Annotated in this window: 19 protein-coding genes; 11 read left to right on the top strand and 8 right to left on the bottom strand. The window is 58.2% G+C overall.

The features are described 5' to 3' along the window. Positions 1 to 201: 201 nt before the first annotated feature. Positions 202 to 1,800 (bottom strand): phosphoenolpyruvate carboxykinase, encoded by a 1,599-nt coding sequence (locus MHN28_RS20710; RefSeq protein WP_239344467.1) that lies wholly within the window; start codon positions 1,798 to 1,800, stop codon positions 202 to 204. Between the two features lie 348 nt (positions 1,801 to 2,148). Here MHN28_RS20710 and MHN28_RS20705 point away from each other — a divergent pair, with 348 nt between their 5' ends. The 7 genes from MHN28_RS20705 to MHN28_RS20675 are packed head-to-tail and all read left to right on the top strand — an operon-like array spanning position 2,149 to position 7,561. Further along, positions 2,149 to 2,853, top strand: coding sequence for a response regulator transcription factor (locus tag MHN28_RS20705; RefSeq protein WP_239344466.1), 705 nt, complete (start codon positions 2,149 to 2,151; stop codon positions 2,851 to 2,853). 32 nt (positions 2,854 to 2,885) lie between these two features. Beyond that, a complete protein-coding gene (locus tag MHN28_RS20700; RefSeq protein WP_239344465.1) occupies positions 2,886 to 4,595 on the top strand; it encodes a sensor histidine kinase in 1,710 nt (569 codons plus the stop codon). Positions 4,596 to 4,598: 3 nt separating this feature from the next. Beyond that, the gene (locus MHN28_RS20695) at positions 4,599 to 5,069 is read left to right on the top strand and encodes an HPr kinase/phosphorylase (RefSeq protein WP_239344464.1); all 471 of its coding nucleotides are present in this window, start codon (positions 4,599 to 4,601) and stop codon (positions 5,067 to 5,069) included. Next, the gene (gene rapZ / locus MHN28_RS20690) at positions 5,066 to 5,947 is read left to right on the top strand and encodes an RNase adapter RapZ (RefSeq protein WP_239344463.1); all 882 of its coding nucleotides are present in this window, start codon (positions 5,066 to 5,068) and stop codon (positions 5,945 to 5,947) included. Before MHN28_RS20695 ends, rapZ begins: the two co-directional genes overlap by 4 nt. Further along, positions 5,944 to 6,336: a PTS sugar transporter subunit IIA gene (locus MHN28_RS20685; protein ID WP_239344462.1), complete on the top strand. Its 393-nt coding sequence runs from the start codon at positions 5,944 to 5,946 to the stop codon at positions 6,334 to 6,336. Before rapZ ends, MHN28_RS20685 begins: the two co-directional genes overlap by 4 nt. Before the next feature lie 17 nt (positions 6,337 to 6,353). Beyond that, positions 6,354 to 6,623: an HPr family phosphocarrier protein gene (locus MHN28_RS20680; RefSeq protein WP_170428736.1), complete on the top strand. Its 270-nt coding sequence runs from the start codon at positions 6,354 to 6,356 to the stop codon at positions 6,621 to 6,623. A gap of 38 nt (positions 6,624 to 6,661) precedes the next feature. After that, complete coding sequence (locus MHN28_RS20675) at positions 6,662 to 7,561, top strand: lysophospholipid acyltransferase family protein (RefSeq protein WP_239344461.1); 900 nt, start codon at positions 6,662 to 6,664, stop codon at positions 7,559 to 7,561. Positions 7,562 to 7,637: 76 nt separating this feature from the next. On the opposite strand, the gene MHN28_RS20670 is transcribed toward MHN28_RS20675, so the two are convergent. Further along, entirely contained in the window at positions 7,638 to 8,513 is an 876-nt protein-coding gene (locus tag MHN28_RS20670; RefSeq protein ID WP_239344460.1) for a 3-hydroxybutyryl-CoA dehydrogenase, read from the bottom strand. Positions 8,514 to 8,674: 161 nt separating this feature from the next. Between MHN28_RS20670 and MHN28_RS20665 the strand changes: the two genes are divergently transcribed. Next, positions 8,675 to 9,496, top strand: coding sequence for a DUF6473 family protein (locus tag MHN28_RS20665; protein WP_239344459.1), 822 nt, complete (start codon positions 8,675 to 8,677; stop codon positions 9,494 to 9,496). Positions 9,497 to 9,556: 60 nt separating this feature from the next. On the opposite strand, the gene MHN28_RS20660 is transcribed toward MHN28_RS20665, so the two are convergent. The 6 genes from MHN28_RS20660 to MHN28_RS20635 all read right to left on the bottom strand — a co-directional run bounded on the left by MHN28_RS20660 (position 9,557) and on the right by MHN28_RS20635 (position 13,793). Further along, on the bottom strand, positions 9,557 to 10,486 hold the full coding sequence (locus MHN28_RS20660) for an electron transfer flavoprotein subunit alpha/FixB family protein (protein WP_239344458.1): 930 nt from the start codon (positions 10,484 to 10,486) through the stop codon (positions 9,557 to 9,559). Further along, a complete protein-coding gene (locus MHN28_RS20655; RefSeq protein ID WP_239344457.1) occupies positions 10,486 to 11,244 on the bottom strand; it encodes an electron transfer flavoprotein subunit beta/FixA family protein in 759 nt (252 codons plus the stop codon). Before MHN28_RS20655 ends, MHN28_RS20660 begins: the two co-directional genes overlap by 1 nt. A gap of 184 nt (positions 11,245 to 11,428) precedes the next feature. Then, entirely contained in the window at positions 11,429 to 12,001 is a 573-nt protein-coding gene (locus MHN28_RS20650) for a cob(I)yrinic acid a,c-diamide adenosyltransferase (protein WP_239344456.1), read from the bottom strand. Then, positions 12,002 to 12,205: a twin transmembrane helix small protein gene (locus MHN28_RS20645; RefSeq protein WP_239344455.1), complete on the bottom strand. Its 204-nt coding sequence runs from the start codon at positions 12,203 to 12,205 to the stop codon at positions 12,002 to 12,004. It abuts the gene before it with no gap. A 79-nt stretch (positions 12,206 to 12,284) separates the two neighbouring features. Further along, positions 12,285 to 13,112 (bottom strand): SDR family NAD(P)-dependent oxidoreductase, encoded by an 828-nt coding sequence (locus MHN28_RS20640; RefSeq protein ID WP_239344454.1) that lies wholly within the window; start codon positions 13,110 to 13,112, stop codon positions 12,285 to 12,287. A 69-nt stretch (positions 13,113 to 13,181) separates the two neighbouring features. Next, positions 13,182 to 13,793 carry an SH3 domain-containing protein gene (locus MHN28_RS20635; protein ID WP_239344453.1) on the bottom strand — a complete coding sequence of 204 codons (612 nt, stop codon included), beginning with the start codon at positions 13,791 to 13,793 and terminating at the stop codon, positions 13,182 to 13,184. A gap of 202 nt (positions 13,794 to 13,995) precedes the next feature. Here MHN28_RS20635 and MHN28_RS20630 point away from each other — a divergent pair, with 202 nt between their 5' ends. The 3 genes from MHN28_RS20630 to MHN28_RS20620 all read left to right on the top strand — a co-directional run. After that, positions 13,996 to 16,344 carry a DNA topoisomerase IV subunit A gene (locus tag MHN28_RS20630; protein ID WP_239344452.1) on the top strand — a complete coding sequence of 783 codons (2,349 nt, stop codon included), beginning with the start codon at positions 13,996 to 13,998 and terminating at the stop codon, positions 16,342 to 16,344. 97 nt (positions 16,345 to 16,441) lie between these two features. After that, positions 16,442 to 17,035, top strand: coding sequence for a hypothetical protein (locus MHN28_RS20625; protein WP_239344451.1), 594 nt, complete (start codon positions 16,442 to 16,444; stop codon positions 17,033 to 17,035). 113 nt (positions 17,036 to 17,148) lie between these two features. After that, the coding region (locus tag MHN28_RS20620) for a GTP-binding protein (RefSeq protein WP_231739787.1) at positions 17,149 to 17,275 on the top strand (127 nt) is incomplete at its 3' end.

Below are 17,275 nucleotides of genomic sequence, written 5' to 3'. Positions count from 1 at the left end.
AGTAGCCCCAAGGTCTTTTTACTTCCCGCCCGGTGCGCAAGCGCCGGGCTTATTCATCCTAATGACATCGGGAAATACTCTAATCCAGTGGGTCGGGCAACGTATTTGTATATGCATTGTGCATTATACAACTATAAGGTGATGGTCTTGATTCCGCTCGCCTGACGCAAAGAAAAGGGGGCGAGATCGCCCCCTATAATTTTATCCGATTGCGACGGCTTTGATGTCATCGTCAATAAAGGGAAGATATTGCTCAAAGTTTTCCGCAAACATCTGCACCAGTTTTTCCGCCTGCTTGTCAAAGGCGGCCTGATCATCCCAGGTGCGGCGCGGGTCCAGCAGCACTTCGGCCACGCCAGGCACCGAGACCGGGACGTCAAAGCCAAAGTTGGCATCCTTGCGGAACTCAGCATCACGCAGCGAACCTTCCAGAGCAGCAGTCAACAAGGCACGTGTCGCGCGAATCGGCATCCGGCTACCAACGCCATAGGCGCCGCCGGTCCAGCCGGTGTTGACCAGCCAGCAGGTCGCGCCGTGCTGGGCGATCTTGTCGCGCAACAGATTGCCATACTCCTCGGGGCGGCGCGGCATGAAGGGCGCACCAAAGCAGGTTGAGAACGTTGGCTGAGGCTCGGTGATACCACGTTCGGTGCCGGCAACCTTCGAGGTGAACCCGGACAGGAAGTGATACATCGCCTGCGCCGGGGTCAGCCGCGCGATCGGAGGTAGTACACCGAACGCATCACAGGTCAGCATGATGATGTTCTTCGGGTGCCCACCCAGCGCGCTGCTCGACGCGTTCGAGATGTACTCCAGCGGGTAGGCACAACGCATGTTCGCGGTCAGCGAGTCATCCTCGAAATCCAACTCCTTGGTTTCGGGATCGAAGACCATATTCTCAATCACTGTGCCGAATTTGCTGGTCGTCGCGTAGATTTCAGGCTCGGCTTCGGCGTTCAGATTGATTGTCTTGGCATAGCAGCCGCCTTCGAAGTTGAAGGTGCCGCGATCCGACCAGCCATGTTCGTCGTCACCGATCAGGGTGCGCGACGGGTCGGCCGACAGGGTGGTCTTGCCGGTGCCGGACAGGCCAAAGAACACTGCGGTGTCGACCGGGTTGCCGACGGCGTGGTTGGCCGAGCAGTGCATCGGCATCACACCTTTTTCAGGCAGCATGTAGTTCAGAAGGGTAAAGACCGATTTCTTGTTTTCGCCCGCGTATTCGGTTCCGCCGATCAGGATCACCTTACGGTCGAAATTCAGGGCGATCACGGTCTCGCTGTGGCAGTCGTGTTTAGCCGGGTCAGCTTTGAAGCTGGGGCAGTTGATGACGGTAAAGTCAGCAACGAACTCTTCCAGATCTTCGCGATCGGGACGACGCAGCAGGTGGCGGATGAACAGGTTGTGCCAGGCCATTTCGGTGACCATACGCACGTTGATCGAGTAGGCCGGATCGGCACCGCCAACGAGATCCTGCACGAAATAATCGCGGCCCTTCATGTGCTCGAGCATGTCGGCATACAAGGCGTCAAACCCTTCGGGGGTCATCTCGGCGTTGTTTTCCCACCAGATGGTGTCAACTACGCTGTCGGTTTTGACGACGTGCTTGTCCTTGGGCGAGCGGCCGGTGAATTTGCCGGTGGTGACCAGGAAGGCTCCGCCATTGCCAAGGGTGCCTTCGCCGCGCTTCAGCGCTTCTTCGATCAGCGCCGGTTCCATGAAGTTGTAATAGACATTGCCCAGACCCTCGATGCCCTGATCTTCGAGGCGGAATTGCGGGTTAACCCGTCCAGATGTCATGCGTTTCTTCTCCTGTGGCGGCGCGCCGGCGGTTGGGCCGGGGTGCGCTCTTGGGGCAGTATACCGGGAAAAACCGGCGGATGAGCGCGTCTTATCACGGTCGTTCAGGGCATGAACAGCACGGTTTGGCGTAGTTAGCGCAACCAAGTCAAAGTTTAGCGCCACCACAAATTTCCTGTCGGAAAACAAGGCGCTTTTCCGCGCGTATTAACGGCTTTTTTGCCGCAACTGTGTGACAACAATCGCACGATTCGCAGATACGGATTGATTCGGGGCCGTAAAAACGCCAAAGATGCCTTACTAATAAGCGAATTATTGCGTGAGTGAGCAGGAATAGGGGTTAACCCGATGTCGAAGATTGCATTGGTAGACGACGACAGAAATATTCTGACGTCCGTTTCTATGACGCTCGAAGCCGAAGGGTTCGAGGTCGAGACATATAACGATGGGCAGGCAGCGCTGGACGCTTTCAACAAGAAGCTGCCGGATATGGCCGTTCTGGACATAAAGATGCCGCGAATGGATGGGATGGACCTGTTGCAGCGGCTGCGGCAGAAAACCCAGATGCCGGTGATTTTCCTCACATCCAAAGATGACGAGATTGACGAAGTTCTGGGTCTGCGCATGGGTGCGGATGACTACGTCAAGAAACCATTTTCGCAGCGCCTTCTGGTCGAGCGCATTCGTGCGCTGCTGCGCAGGCAAGAGGCGACGTCGGGCGATGTGACAACGGCCAGCACTGGTGATGCCAAGGTTATGGAACGCGGTGATCTGCGGATGGACCCGCTTCGCCACGCGGTCAGCTGGAAGGGGTCGGACGTTTCTCTGACGGTGACCGAGTTCCTGCTATTGCAGGCGCTGGCGCAGCGACCGGGCTTTGTCAAAAGCCGTGATCAGCTGATGGACGTTGCCTACGATGATCAGGTCTATGTGGATGACCGCACGATCGACAGCCATATTAAACGCCTGCGCAAAAAGATGCGCGCCGCGGATCCGGAGTTCTCGGCGATCGAAACACTGTACGGAATTGGGTACAGGTACAACGAAGAATAGGCGTGGCCACACACTAGGGGTAAGCGGGTCTCGTGCGCGATACCGAACAAGCCAGCGAATTGCGGGACGGTGATGTCGTTCTGGGGGATGATTGGGTCATCCCGCAGGACCCCGAGTCGGCCGAGCTGAGGGCGTCGCGTCGCCGTCGCAACCTGTTCGCAATGCGTGGCTCGCCGCTGGCCCGCAAGATCATCACCTTCAACCTGATTGCTCTGGTGACCCTGGTCACCGGGCTGCTCTACCTCGACGATTCTCGCGATGAGCAAGTTCAGCAGACTGCACGCAACCTGATTGGTGACGCGCAGCTGGTCAGCAACGTGTTTGAGACGCAGTTGCGGCAGAAAACCCCCGGCTTGTCTCAGGGTACAAGCGCGCTTGACGTGAAAGACACGCTCGCAGGTCTCAGCCTTCCCGCGGGGGGCGAGGTCTTTGTTTATGATGCGCGTGGAACGCTGATCGGTTGGGCGCGCGGGGCGGCTTCGCAGTCATCGCCGCTGATGGCGGAAGCCGAGCTACAGACAGGCAGCACGCTGATCAGCGATGCCTTGAACGCCGTCTGGACCGGTTTGTCACGCGTGTTCACGGGCGCCGAACCTAATGAGGCGCCGACTCTGGCTCAAAGGGTTCAGGCCATCATTCCCGGCGCGTTGCAAGGGCAAATGCAGGTGCAAGCGGTCAAGGATGACTTTGGCGAAACGGTGATCGTGGCCGCAGCACCGATCCTGCAAAATGGCGCTGCCGTTGGGGCCGTTGCCATGGCTGGACCATCCGGGGAAATCGACGCACTGGCCCGCCGCGAGCAAGAGCGCATCCTTCAGATGTTTGTTGTCGCATTGCTGGTCTCGATCGGGCTTAGCCTGGTTTTGGCGTCGACCATCGCGAACCCGCTGGCCGATCTGGCCGCCGCTGCTGAATTGGGCAAGGATCGGGGGGCAGGCGTGAACCCGGGCCGAATCCGTATTCCAGACCTTACCGCACGTCCGGATGAGATCGGACTGCTAAGCCGGTCGCTGCGCGGCATGGTCACCGCGCTGTACAACCGGATCGATGCGAACGAACAGTTTGCCGCCGATGTGGCGCATGAGATCAAGAACCCGCTGGCCAGTCTTCAATCTGCAGTGGGAACGTTGCGGATGGTCACACGTGAGGACCAGCGCGAAAAACTGATGGGCGTGATTGAACATGATGTGCGCCGGCTGGATCGTCTGGTCAGCGATATCTCGAACGCATCACGCCTGGATGCCGAACTGGTCAAGGAAGAAGAGCAGCCCTTCGACCTTTTGAAACTGGTTGGAAATATCAGCCAGTATCTGGGTGAAGAGGCGCGGACCAAAGGCATCGACTTTATCACCGATCTGCCGGCTGATCCGATCGTTATCGACGGACTTGAGGCGCGACTGGCGCAGGTTTTTGTCAACCTGATCACCAACGCGATTTCGTTCTGTGAGGAAAGTGATGCCATTCGTGTCTGGGTTCGGCGGCGTGAAAACCGCGTGCTGGTCGTGGTCGAAGACACGGGCCCAGGTATCCCGGAACAGGCTTTGACCAAGGTCTTCAAAAGGTTCTATTCACAGCGCCCAGCCGAACATTTCGGCAATAATTCGGGCCTTGGGCTGGCGATTTCCAAGCAGATTGTCGAAGCGCATGGCGGCGTGATTTGGGCCGAGAACATTCGACCGACCGAAGCCGACATTACCTCGGACCCGCTGGGTGCACGCTTTGTCGTTGGGTTGCCCGTATAAGTCATGAATGGCGCGACCCTCTTTGAGTCAGAAGACAAGGACACGGCCATTATCCACGCAAGCTGCGTCGCCGTTGAGGGGCGAGGCGTGCTGATTGTCGGGTCTTCGGGGACGGGGAAATCGTCTCTCGCTTTGCAGATGATAGCCCTGGGGGCCGATTTGGTCGCGGATGACAGGGTGGAGTTGCGCGACGGTGAGGATCAGGTGATGGCTGATGCGGCACCGAACATCCGTGGGATGATCGAAGCCCGCGGTGTTGGATTGCTCCGGGCGTCATCGATAGGGCCGGTTAGCGTAAGCTATGTCGTGGACATGGATCAGCCCGAGCCGGAGCGTTTGCCGGAACCGGTTTCGGTCCGAGTCCTGAGGCAAACTGTTCCCTTGCTTCGGGCGTGCGGCGTCCCCAATTTGGCAGCAGCACTTATGCAACTGACAAAGATGGGGCGCGTGGACCCGGAATGGCCCAGCAAATGAAACCGCAGCGGCGCATCGTTCTGGTGACCGGTCCCTCGGGGGCCGGGCGGTCAACAGCGATCCGTGTTCTTGAAGATTTGGGTTTTGAGGCCATCGACAATCTGCCGATGGGTCTTTTGATGCGCCTGTTGGACGGTTCCGAAAATGATCGCCCGATGGCGCTGGGCATCGACGCGCGCAACCGCGATTTCTCGACCATCGGGTTTGTTGAACTTGCCGTTCGCCTGCGTCGGATGGAGCAGGTTGACCTGACAATACTCTATCTCGATTGCAGCGACGAAGTGCTGTTGCGCCGGTTCTCGGAAACCCGCAGGCGCCACCCGGTTGCGGCCGATGCCAGTCCTGAAACCGGTGTTCGGCAGGAGAAAGAGCTGTTGGCCCCAATCCGCGAGATCGCCGACACCCTGATCGATACCAGCCCATTGAACGTTCACCAGCTGCGCGAGGAGGTCGAGCGTTGGTTCGCGCCGAAAGGCGGTCGGCATCTGGCCGTGTCGATCGAGTCGTTCTCATACAAACGCGGCCTGCCGCGCGGGCTGGATATGGTCTTTGATTGCCGGTTCTTGGCAAACCCATATTGGCGCCCGGAACTGCGGGCGGAAGATGGTCGAAACCCGGACGTGGCGCACTATGTTCAGTCAGATGCGAACTATGCGCCGTTTTTCGACCGGGTTGTCGATCTGTTGAAATTGTTGTTGCCGGCATACCGGGCCGAGGGCAAAGCGCACCTCTCGGTAGCCTTCGGGTGTACAGGAGGGCAACACAGATCGGTTGCAACCGCCGAAGCGGTTGCAAAGGCACTTGCAGAAGAGGGGCAGCAAGTGGCAATTAGGCACCGCGAAATGGAACGTCGATCGTTGAATGTGAGGCCGGATTGATCGGGATCGTACTCGTAGCACATGGCGGGCTGGCTCAGGAGTATCTGGCCGCAATGCAGCATGTGGTGGGGCAGCAACCTGGACTGGCCGCGATCTCGATCGAGGCCGACCATGATCGTGAAGCCAAGCAGGCCGAAATCTGTATTGCTGCAGACAGTGTCGATGTCGGAGACGGTGTCGTCGTGGTAACTGACCTGTTCGGGGGAAGCCCATCGAATCTAAGTTTGAAGGCCTGCACGCCGCAGGATCGCCGTATCCTTTACGGTGCAAACCTGCCTATGCTGATTAAACTGGCCAAAAGTCGCCACCTGCCGATCGGAGATGCGGTCCGGCGGGCGATGGAGGCTGGACGTAAGTACATTAACGCGCAGAACGTGACGTTGGATTAAGACCGGATTGATTAAGAATGACCAATCGAAGCTTGAAAATAATCAATGAAAAGGGGCTGCACGCCCGCGCCTCGGCCAAGCTGGTAGAGGTCGTGGAAGGATTTGATGCGCAGGCCGAGGTGTCCAAAGACGGACTTTCTGCATCAGGGGATAGCATCATGGGTCTTTTGATGTTGGCAGCCTCGCGCGGAACGACTATTGACGTCGAGACGTCCGGACCGGATGCTGAGGCGTTGGCTGATGCATTGGAAACCCTGGTGAACGACAAGTTTGGGGAAGGGTTCTGATCGCTCAGTCGCGACATGAAGAACGGGAAGACCAGGAATTGGCGGAAACGACGCACGAGACCAAGACAGGCCCGGTTGTGGATGGGACAGAAGACCAGGGCGAAATCTACGACCGTAGAACCCTGACCTATGCGAACTCATTCGACGATGCCTGGACGTCTACGGCCATCCGCGCCATCGAATGGTGCACGGGTAAGCTGACCATTCTGCGAATGGTGAACAAGTTCGAGAAAAAGAACGAATACTATCGCGGCCAACGGTTCTGGGGCGGAGCCCTCAAGACTATGGGAATCGACCTGACCACACCGCAGGAACAGATTGCGCGTATCCCTAAGAAAGGGCCTGTCGTCGTCGTTGCCAACCACCCGCATGGGATGGTCGATGGCATGATCCTGGCCGAGCTTATCGGACAGGTGCGCAGCGACTACCGTATCCTGACCCGCTCGGTCCTGACAGGTCTGGATGAGGCGGCGACGTCTTTCATGATCCCGGTGCCATTTCCACACGACCCCGAAGCGCAAACCAAAATGCTGGAAATGCGCGGCAAGGCGATGGAGCACCTGAAAGACGGCGGCGTTGTTGCGCTGTTCCCGTCGGGCGTCGTGATGTCCTCAGACGATTGGTTCGGACCAGCGCTAGAGCGTGAATGGAACGTTTTCACCGCCAAGATGATCCGCCGTTCCGGCGCGCAGGTAGTGCCTATTTTCTTCCCCGGCAGAAACTCGCGTGCGTATCAGATCGCTAACAAACTGTCGCCCATCCTGCGGCAGGGGCTGTTGCTGCATGAAATCGTCCGCTCCTGCAACAAGCCGCAGTCGCCGGTGATTGGCGATCCGATTTCGGACGAAGACATGCAACTGCTGGAGCGTGATCCGCGCGGCTTCATGGCCTGGCTCAGAAAACACACCATGGCGCTTGGCCAATCACTCAAGCCCTGATCCGCTTTTCATCTGGCTGAAAATACCTCGGGGGTGAGCCCGGATGAAGTCCGGGCGAGGGGGCTGGCCACCTTGCTTAGCGTGTCGGAACCGGAGTTTCGCCCCGGTAATCATAGAACCCGCGTTCCGTCTTACGCCCCAGCCATCCGGCTTCGACGTATTTCGTCAACAGCGGGCAGGGGCGATACTTGGTGTCAGCCAGTCCGTCATGCAGCACGTTCATGATGGCCAGACATGTGTCCAACCCAATGAAATCCGCCAACTCCAATGGGCCCATGGGGTGGTTCGCACCCAGTCGCATCGACTGGTCAATCGACTGAACGCTGCCGACGCCTTCATACAAAGTATAAACCGCCTCATTGATCATCGGCATCAGGATGCGGTTCACGATGAAAGCCGGGAAGTCCTCTGCGCTGGCTGCGGTCTTACCAAGTCGGTCTACAACCGCTTTGCAGGACTTGAACGTCTCTTCATCCGTGGCAATTCCCCGGATCAGTTCGACCAACTGCATAACGGGCACCGGGTTCATGAAGTGGAACCCCATGAATCGTTCGGGCCGGTCCGTGCGGCTGGCCAATCGTGTGATCGAGATGGAGGATGTGTTGGACGTCAAAATCGTGTGCGGCTGTAGATGCGGCTGCAGGTCCTCGAAAATCGCCTGTTTGATGGCTTCGCGTTCGGTGGCGGCTTCGATCACCAGATCGGTCTGGCCCAATTCGGGCAGGTCAAGCGTGGTGTTGATCCTGCTAAGCGCCGTTTGCACATCCTCATCCGAGATTTTGCCCCGAGACGCCTGGCGTGCCAGATTGCCCTCAATCGTCGCCATAGCGCCATCCAGCGCGTCCTGCGATACGTCATTCAGCAGAACGTCATACTCCGCCAGTGCCAGAACATGAGCAATGCCATTGCCCATCTGCCCTGCGCCAATCACTCCGACTGATTTTACATCCATGTTCAGGTGCCTTTGTGTCACGGGATACGGCGACAGTATCGACAGATCGGGGTGGGCGGCAAGGGGATCAGGCCGTTCGAATTTGCTTCAAATGCGCACATTAGGAAATTCTCAAGATTCGCGGCTGCAAGATGGCAACCGGGTGAAAATGGGTGAATGTTATGAGCTATCATCAAACAGGCTCGGGGGAACCCGGGCATGACGTGTGTCAATATGACGGGTCGCGGCTGTGGTTTCGCGGTGCGCGGCGTGTGTTGGACTGGCCGTATATGGCGTGTGCAGGCGGGGATGAGACATACGGGCGATTTGTGGAGCGCCCGTTTGCAGCGATTCTTGAAGAGCGGTTGGAGCGGCGGATTCTCAATTTGGGTTGCCTGTTCAGCGGTGTAGATGCTTTGTGCCACGATCGCGGGCTGTTCGAACTGCTCAACGGTGCTGATATTTGCGTTGTTCAGGCGCCCGGGCTTCTCGGGCAATCCAACCGATTCTACCGCGTACATCCCAGGCGCAATGACCGATTTCTGGCACCAACGCAGGATTTGAGGAACCTTTACCCTGAGCTCGATTATACCGATGTGCATTTCGTGCGCCATCTGCTGACGTGTCTTCAGGGGTTTCACGACGCGCGATTTGAGGTTGTGGTCGATGAGCTCCGCCGCGGTTGGATTCGGCAGGTCGGCGATTTTCTGCAGCGGCTGAAAGCGCCGGTGGTTTTGCTGCGACTGCAAGTGCTTCGAGATGCGGAAGGCACGGATCATCCGGAAATTGCAAAGGTGTGCGTAACGGATCAGATGATAGAGGCCATTGGCGTACACTGTGTCGCCTGTGTCGACCTAAAAACGCAGGTGTGTGGGCAATCCGATGAACTCGAGGACATGTTGTTCGGAACGATGCAGCAGCCAATGGCGGAGCACATGATCGGCCCAGCTGCGCATCGGGCTATTGCCGCAGCGTTGACTGGACCAGTCCGAAATCTACACTAAAAAAAGCCCGCCTATTGGCGGGCTTTTTAGGTCTTTCAATGAAGAACCTTGTTCTCAGACTTACCCGAGTTTTTCGGTGAGTTCCGGCACGGCCTGGAACAGGTCTGCGACGAGGCCGAAGTCGGCGACCTGGAAGATCGGGGCCTCTTCGTCTTTGTTGATCGCGACGATGACCTTCGAGTCCTTCATGCCAGCCAGGTGCTGGATCGCGCCCGAGATGCCGACGGCGACATAGAGATCGGGGGCAACAACCTTACCGGTCTGACCCACCTGCCAGTCGTTCGGGGCATAGCCCGAGTCGACGGCAGCGCGCGATGCACCAACGGCGGCGCCCAGCTTGTCGGCCAGGGTTTCGATCAGTTTGAAGTCCTCTTCCGAGCCGACACCACGGCCGCCCGAGACAACAACGCCTGCCGAGGTCAGTTCCGGGCGGTCGCTTTCGGCAACCTTGTCCTCGACCCACTCGGACAGACCCGGGTTGTCGCCGACCGAGATGGTCTCAACCGAGGCCGAGCCGCCTTCGCCCGCTGCGTCAAAGGACGCGGTGCGGAAGGTGACGACTTTCTTGGCGTCGTTCGATTTCACGGTCTGGATCGCGTTGCCCGCATAGATCGGACGCTCAAACGTCGAGCCGTCAACCACGCCGGAGGCATCCGAGATCACCATCGCGTCCAGCAGGGCTGCAACGCGGGGCATCACGTTCTTGGCGTCGGTGGTGGCAGGGGCAACGATGTGCTCGTAGCCATCGGCCAGGCCCACGATCAGGGCTGCGGTCGATTCCGCAAGGCGGTGACCCAGCGATGCGTCTTCGGCAACCAGAACCTTGGACACGCCGTCGATCTTGGCGGCGGCCTCACCGGCAGCAGCGGCAGACCCGCCCGCGGCCAGAACGGTCACGTCACCCAGCGCCTTTGCGGCGGTGACAGCCTTGGCGGTGGCGTCCAGCGCCAGTTCGCCGTTGTTAACCTCTGCGAGAAGAAGAACAGCCATTACACAGCCCCCGCTTCTTTGAGTTTCTCGACCAGCTCATCAACCGAGCCTACGACGATACCGGCGGCACGTGCCGGCGGCTCTTCGGTTTTGACGACTTCCAGACGAGGGGTCACGTCGACGCCATAATCGGCGGCAGTTTTCTCATCCAGCGGCTTTTTCTTCGCCTTCATGATGTTCGGCAGCGACGCATAGCGCGGCTCGTTCAGGCGCAGGTCAACGGTCACGATGGTCGGCATCTTGACGCTGATGGTCTGCAGACCGCCATCAACCTCGCGGGTGATCTTGGCGCTGTCGCCTTCGATGTCCAGCTCGGACGCGAAGGTGCCCTGGCTCCAGCCCAGCAGGGCCGACAGCATCTGACCGGTGGCGTTCATGTCGTTGTCGATCGCCTGCTTGCCCGCCAGAACGATGCCCGGCTGCTCTTCCTCGACCACTTTGGCCAGGATCTTGGCAACGGCCAGCGGCTCGATGTCCTGATGGACGTCATCGGCAGCGACAACCAGAATGGCGCGGTCGGCGCCCATGGCCAGAGCCGTGCGCAGGGTTTCCTGCGCCTGCTTCACACCGATCGAAACCGCAACGACTTCGTCAGCCTTGCCCGCTTCTTTCAGGCGAATCGCCTCTTCCACCGCAATCTCGTCGAACGGGTTCATCGACATTTTGACATTGGCGAGATCAACACCGCTACCGTCCGCTTTGACGCGGACCTTCACATTATAGTCAATCACGCGTTTGACAGGCACGAGTACCTTCATTTTGCGCTTGCTCCTCACAAAAAACGGTAAGCCGCGTAGCGACTCCACCAATGCTCTCGGGGGACTGAATAGCGTCTCAGTTCATGCTGCAACAGAGCAAAATCGTCACGTCATGAACTTGAGACGTCGCGTTTCGTATATTTTGACGCCACGGCGCGAAAGAAAGTTGTTTCCGCAGTCGGCTTCAGCGGTTCGCGCCCGGAACCCACAACACGTCCGCCGTGCCGTTTTTGTTGGCGCAGCGGGCAGCAACAAAAAACCAGTCGCTGAGGCGGTTGAGATATTTTACAGCGACCGCGTTCACAGGCTCCATGTTGGTCAACTCGACTGCCAGCCGCTCGGCGCGGCGGGAAACCGTGCGGCAAACGTGCAGATGCGCCGCCAAATGCGAACCACCGGGCAGAATAAAGCTGCGCAGCGGCTCCAGTGTTTCATTCATGACGTCGATCTCGGCTTCCAGTCGGTCGATCTGAGCTGCAACGATCCGCAGCGGCGGGTAGTCGGCCTCGGCGTCCTTTTCCATGTCGGGGCGACAGAAATCCGCGCCCAGATCGAAAAGGTCATTTTGAATACGCGCCAACGCTGCATCGACATCGCCAACCGCCTCGGTCCGCGCGACGCCGACAAAGGCGTTCAGCTCGTCCACAGTGCCATACGCTGCCACGCGCCCCGAGTATTTGGCGACGCGTTCGCCATTACCCAGAGCAGTTTTGCCATCATCGCCGGTACGTGTGTAGATCTTGTTCAGAACGACCATTTATTGAACTCCCTGTCCGCGCAGGTAGACGTAAAGCACGATCAGCACCACGGCAATGAACTGAAACAGGATGCGCAACCGCATCATCTTGTTGCTTTTCATCGCGGCAGTCTTGCCGCTTTTGCCGAAATTGGAGATTCCAATCGCCAGCACGACGACGACCGCCGCCATGGCCAACAGCAAAACGACCATCAATAGGTCCATGAGTACACCGTCCGCGTTTTCGTTTCGTTAGGCTACCATGTAGCCGGACCGCCGTGAAAAGCGAACGAGAATCTTCGCCTCAGACGTCCGAAAGGATTCGGTCGATGGTGCGGGTTGGCAGAAGGCGGCGTAGGTATCCCGCGATATAGGTCGGTGTCGTAACATAGTACCGGGCACGCGGTCTTTTCGATTCGACCGCGTGGGCCAGCTTTTTGGTCACGGCCGATGCGGGAAGCTCGAAACGGTCCGGTCCCGAAGATTCGTACAGTCTTTTCAACAACGAAGACTCGTATTTTTCGCGCAGGGCTGAGTTCTCCCAGTTGACGAAACGCTCGAAAAAGGGGATCGAGTTTTCGCGGATTTTTGACGTGATTGGACCGGGTTCGATCAGGATTGCTTTGATGTTCGTTCCAGCCAGTTCCAAACGCAGAGTGTCGGTTAAACCTTCGACAGCATATTTCGTGGCCACATATGCACCGCGCCATGGAAAGGCGACGAAACCCAACACCGATGAATTCTGAACGATTCGTCCGTGCCCCTGCGCGCGCATGACGGGAATCACCTGGCGGGTCAGTTCGTGCCAGCCAAAGAAGTTGGCTTCGAAGATCAGGCGCAGTCCCTCGGTCGGCAGATCCTCGACCGCACCGGGCAGGCCGTGCGCACCGTTGTTGAAAAGCGCATCCAGCGTGCCACCGGTGGCCTCAAGCACTTCGGCGAGGCCTTTGGTAATGCTCTCGGCATCCGTGTAGTCAATGCGCGGGCTTTCAAAGCCCTGTGCCCGCAGCCGGTCGCAATCGCGCTGTTGACGGCAGGACGCAAAAACGCGCCAACCGCGCGCACGCATGCCGTGTGCCGCGTCCAGACCGATGCCCGATGAGCAACCGGTGATAAGAATGGTTTTCTGCATGATCTTCCTGAAACTTAACTCAAGCCAAAGCTATGGCGAGGTTGAGGTCAGGACAATGACGGCACTACGTCAGTTTGCTGTTTTTCTGACCAGCGAAGCCGAAATCCAGCCGACCTGTTGCGCAGGCAACACGCGCAGGCGCAGCCAGCCGGTTCCCGAGTCGCTTAGGACTTCGACCTTTTGGCCAATGGTCGCTTTGCCGATGATGGGATAGATCGTGCCCGGCCCGTCGCGCATGTTTACACGGGTGCCCGAGATTTCGCGGATGTCCTTTTCAGGCTCGGGAATTACGTCGGTTTCTGCTGCCTCCTGCGTCACGTCTTCGGTGATCTGGCGCAGCCCCGCCACTCCATCCTCAAGTGAGGCAAGCGTGATATTGGCGCTTGGATCGTCGAACACCGAAATGCCCGAGAGCGATTGAAGGCTGGCCGGTTCCGGCACGATCTGGACGATTTCTTCGGTTGCGGGGTTCGGTTGCAAGCGTACAGTGGGGGTGACCGCCGCAACATTGGTCACCAGATCTTCGGCTTTGTTGGCAGTTGCGGGTGCAGGTTTTGGCGCTGTCGCTACGCGCACAGGTTGTTCGCTGCGCTGGCCGCGCGGTTCAAAGTCCGGCCCGCCGCTCACAACATAAAAACACCAGCCCAAAGCAGCGAAAGTGATAACAATAAGGCGCGTCATGGCGCATCCCCCAGATCAATCGTAAGAAACAAGAATTCGGCAGCAGTCTAATCAAGACAGCCTACCATATTTCGGGGTTCGAGTCGAAAGATGGGGGAAATCCGGGACTTGTCTCCCCCTGTTGCAAAAAGCGCCACTTGTCCCCAGCAAAATACATGCTGATTGCTTTACCAGCGGCCTCTTGCGGCGTATCACATCATCTATGACCGACACGATCGACGACCCCAATATGGAGGCCCCTGAAAACGGGGGCGAGATAGCCGAACCACTGCGCCGTGCGATTGGCGAACGCTATCTGACCTATGCGCTTTCTACCATTATGCACCGTGCCTTGCCCGATGCGCGTGATGGGTTGAAGCCGGTTCACCGGCGAATCCTCTACGCAATGCGCGAGTTGCGACTCAGCGCGACGGGCGGTTTCCGTAAGTCTGCCAAGATTTCGGGCGATGTGATGGGTAATTATCACCCGCACGGTGATGCCGCGATTTACGACGCGATGGCGCGTCTGGCGCAGGATTTTAACGTCCGCTATCCTCTGGTCGACGGGCAGGGGAACTTCGGCAATATCGACGGTGATAACCCGGCGGCCTCGCGTTACACCGAGGCGCGGATGACCATCGTGGCCGAGGCGCTGCTTGAGGGTCTGAACGAGGACGCCGTCGATTTCCGCGATAACTATGATGGAACGCTGACCGAGCCGGTCGTGCTGCCAGCTCAGTTTCCGAACCTGTTGGCCAATGGGTCCAGCGGCATTGCGGTGGGTATGGCGACCAACATCCCGCCGCATAACATTGCAGAGCTTTGTGACGCTTGCCTGCATCTGATCAAAACGCCAGATGCGCGCGACGACACGCTATTGAACTATGTTCCCGGGCCGGACTTCCCGACTGGTGGCGTGATCGTCGAGCCACCTGAGAACATCGCGCAGGCCTATCGCACCGGGCGCGGGTCCTTCCGTTTGCGATGTAAGTTCGAGGTCGAGGATCTGGGCCGCGGCCAGTGGCAGATCGTCGTCACCGAGATTCCGTATCAGGTTCAGAAATCCAAGCTGATCGAAAAGATCGCCGAGCTGATCCAGACCAAGAAAATCCCGATTCTGGCGGATGTGCGCGATGAATCCGCCGATGACATCAGACTGATCCTCGAGCCGCGCTCAAAGAACGTGGACCCCGAGGTGCTGATGGGCATGCTCTATAGGAACTCGGATCTTGAGGTGCGGTTCAGCCTGAATATGAACGTGCTGATCGACGGTGTGACGCCGAAAGTCTGCTCGATGAAGGAAGTGCTGCGCGCCTTCCTAGATCACCGGCAAGAGGTGTTGCTGCGTCGCTCGCGTCACCGCATGGCCAAGATCGATCACCGTCTGGAGGTCTTGGAAGGCTTTATCGTCGCCTTCCTGAACCTCGACCGTGTGATCGACATCATCCGCTATGACGACGACCCCAAAGCCGCGCTGATGCGCGAGGATTGGGGCATTGACCATGTCCGCGCGACAAGCGAGGCCGACTATGTCTCGCCCAAGCCGGGTGAGGGCGAACTGTCCGAGGTTCAGGTCGACGCAATCCTCAACATGCGCCTGCGCTCTTTGCGCCGTCTGGAAGAGATGGAGTTGGTTCGCGAACGTGATGCACTGATGGAAGAGCGCGCGAATCTCGAAGACCTGCTGGCTGATCCCGCCCTGCAATGGGCCAAGATCGCTGAACAGCTGAAAGAGACTAGGAAAACCTTCGGTAAAGACTATGAAGGCGGCGCACGTCGGACCCAATTCGCGGAGGCGGGTCAGGTCGAGGACGTGCCGCTTGAGGCGATGATCGACAAGGAACCAATCACGGTTGTCTGCTCGCAAATGGGCTGGATCCGCGCCATGACCGGCCATATCGACCTGAAGCGCGAATTGAAATTCAAGGACGGCGACGGCCCGCGTTTCATCTTCCACGCGGAAACGACGGACCGGTTGCTGGTTTTTGCCTCGAATGGCCGATTCTACACCCTGAGTGCTGCGAACCTGCCCGGCGGGCGCGGCATGGGTGAACCGCTGCGCCTGATGGTCGACTTGCCGAACGAGGCGCAGATCATCGATATCCTGATCCACAAGCCGGGGCGCAAGCTGCTGGTGGCCTCGGATGCGGGCAACGGCTTTATGGTGCCCGAGGATGACGTGCTGGCCCAGACCCGAAACGGCAAACAGGTGCTGAACGTCAAAGGTGACGAGACCGCGATGATCTGCAAGCCGGTTGCGGGCGACCATGTGGCGGTGGTGTCCCAGAACGGCAAATTCCTAGTGTTCCCGGTAGATGAGCTGCCGGAAATGGGGCGCGGCAAGGGTGTGCGCCTGCAGAAATACAACATGGCACGTGGGCGTCAGGGGACGCTGGAACTGGATGGCGGATTGTCGGATATCACCACGTTTAACTGGGAAGAAGGCTTGAAATGGTCTATGGGCGGCGACAAAACACGGCACGAAGCGGATTTGTCCCAGTGGCTCGCCAAACGCGCCAGCGTAGGGAAAAAGCCGCCCTATGGGTTCCCGCGGGACTATAAGTTTTCGTGATCAAGCAGCCACAACAGTGAAATTCCGCCGATACGGCTTGGCACAGGCCGCATCGGTGCGCTAGATCAGAGAAAAACAAGCCTATCGAGACGAGAAAATGCTAAGAGCTTTGACCCTGATTACCGGACTTGCCCTGATGGGCGCATGCACGCAGACGCAAGTCTACGAAGAACCCGAGTCTCTGGGCGAGTTCAAACTGCGTGTCAACTACGCCTTCGCAGAGAAGGCCAAGAAGGGCCCTGTGTCTCGGGATGCCACCCCTAAGGAATGGGAAGACGCCATTCAGAAAGCGGTGGATGTTCGTCTGGGCCGATACGAAGGTGCGCAAGAATACGACATCGGTATCAGCCTCGAAGGTTATATGCTCGCACCTCCCGGCGTGCCCGTGATCTATAATCCAAAGAGCACGGCTATCGTCCTGGTGAACGTCTACGATGTCCGCAACAAAGAGTTCCTGGCCAAGGGCAAACAGTTTCAGGTGCTTGAAGACACAACCAGCGAAAGTGCTCTGGCAGGCTCAGGTCACACCCGCACGAGAGAAGAGCAAATGGACGGTCTTGCACTGAAAGTAGCCGATCGTGTCGAAGAGTGGTTGGCCGAAGAACACAAGGACAATGGCTGGTTCGACAGGCGGCCAGACTTGATCCAGCCGCTGGATTCCGTCGAGGTTACGCAAAATCCGGCGTCATGAACGGGTTTTAACGCAGGATGTGCTTGATTTTCCCCTTTGAACCAAATATCTCGCGCGCGCAGATGTAACCACGGGACCAAGGGTCCCCCAAATCGCAAAAGGGCGCCTGAGGAATGGCAAAGGAAAAGTTTGAGCGTACAAAACCGCACGTCAACATCGGCACGATTGGCCACGTTGACCACGGCAAGACCACGCTGACCGCAGCAATCACCAAGTATTTCGGTGACTTCAAAGCGTATG

Origin of the sequence: Ruegeria sp. Ofav3-42, from assembly GCF_022347725.1 — a bacterium.
GTDB lineage: Bacteria > Pseudomonadota > Alphaproteobacteria > Rhodobacterales > Rhodobacteraceae > Ruegeria.
This window is presented reverse-complemented; position numbering and strand designations above follow the sequence as displayed.

Coding starts and splice junctions, on each gene's coding strand:
- MHN28_RS20710 (WP_239344467.1), bottom strand. CDS start 1,800: ATGACATCTGGACGGGTTAACCCGCAATTCCGCCTCGAAGATCAGGGC.
- MHN28_RS20665 (WP_239344459.1), top strand. CDS start 8,675: ATGAGCTATCATCAAACAGGCTCGGGGGAACCCGGGCATGACGTGTGT.
- MHN28_RS20655 (WP_239344457.1), bottom strand. CDS start 11,244: ATGAAGGTACTCGTGCCTGTCAAACGCGTGATTGACTATAATGTGAAG.
- MHN28_RS20670 (WP_239344460.1), bottom strand. CDS start 8,513: ATGGATGTAAAATCAGTCGGAGTGATTGGCGCAGGGCAGATGGGCAAT.
- MHN28_RS20705 (WP_239344466.1), top strand. CDS start 2,149: ATGTCGAAGATTGCATTGGTAGACGACGACAGAAATATTCTGACGTCC.
- MHN28_RS20645 (WP_239344455.1), bottom strand. CDS start 12,205: ATGGACCTATTGATGGTCGTTTTGCTGTTGGCCATGGCGGCGGTCGTC.
- MHN28_RS20630 (WP_239344452.1), top strand. CDS start 13,996: ATGACCGACACGATCGACGACCCCAATATGGAGGCCCCTGAAAACGGG.
- MHN28_RS20680 (WP_170428736.1), top strand. CDS start 6,354: ATGACCAATCGAAGCTTGAAAATAATCAATGAAAAGGGGCTGCACGCC.
- rapZ (WP_239344463.1), top strand. CDS start 5,066: ATGAAACCGCAGCGGCGCATCGTTCTGGTGACCGGTCCCTCGGGGGCC.
- MHN28_RS20640 (WP_239344454.1), bottom strand. CDS start 13,112: ATGCAGAAAACCATTCTTATCACCGGTTGCTCATCGGGCATCGGTCTG.
- MHN28_RS20660 (WP_239344458.1), bottom strand. CDS start 10,486: ATGGCTGTTCTTCTTCTCGCAGAGGTTAACAACGGCGAACTGGCGCTG.
- MHN28_RS20650 (WP_239344456.1), bottom strand. CDS start 12,001: ATGGTCGTTCTGAACAAGATCTACACACGTACCGGCGATGATGGCAAA.
- MHN28_RS20635 (WP_239344453.1), bottom strand. CDS start 13,793: ATGACGCGCCTTATTGTTATCACTTTCGCTGCTTTGGGCTGGTGTTTT.
- MHN28_RS20695 (WP_239344464.1), top strand. CDS start 4,599: ATGAATGGCGCGACCCTCTTTGAGTCAGAAGACAAGGACACGGCCATT.
- MHN28_RS20625 (WP_239344451.1), top strand. CDS start 16,442: ATGCTAAGAGCTTTGACCCTGATTACCGGACTTGCCCTGATGGGCGCA.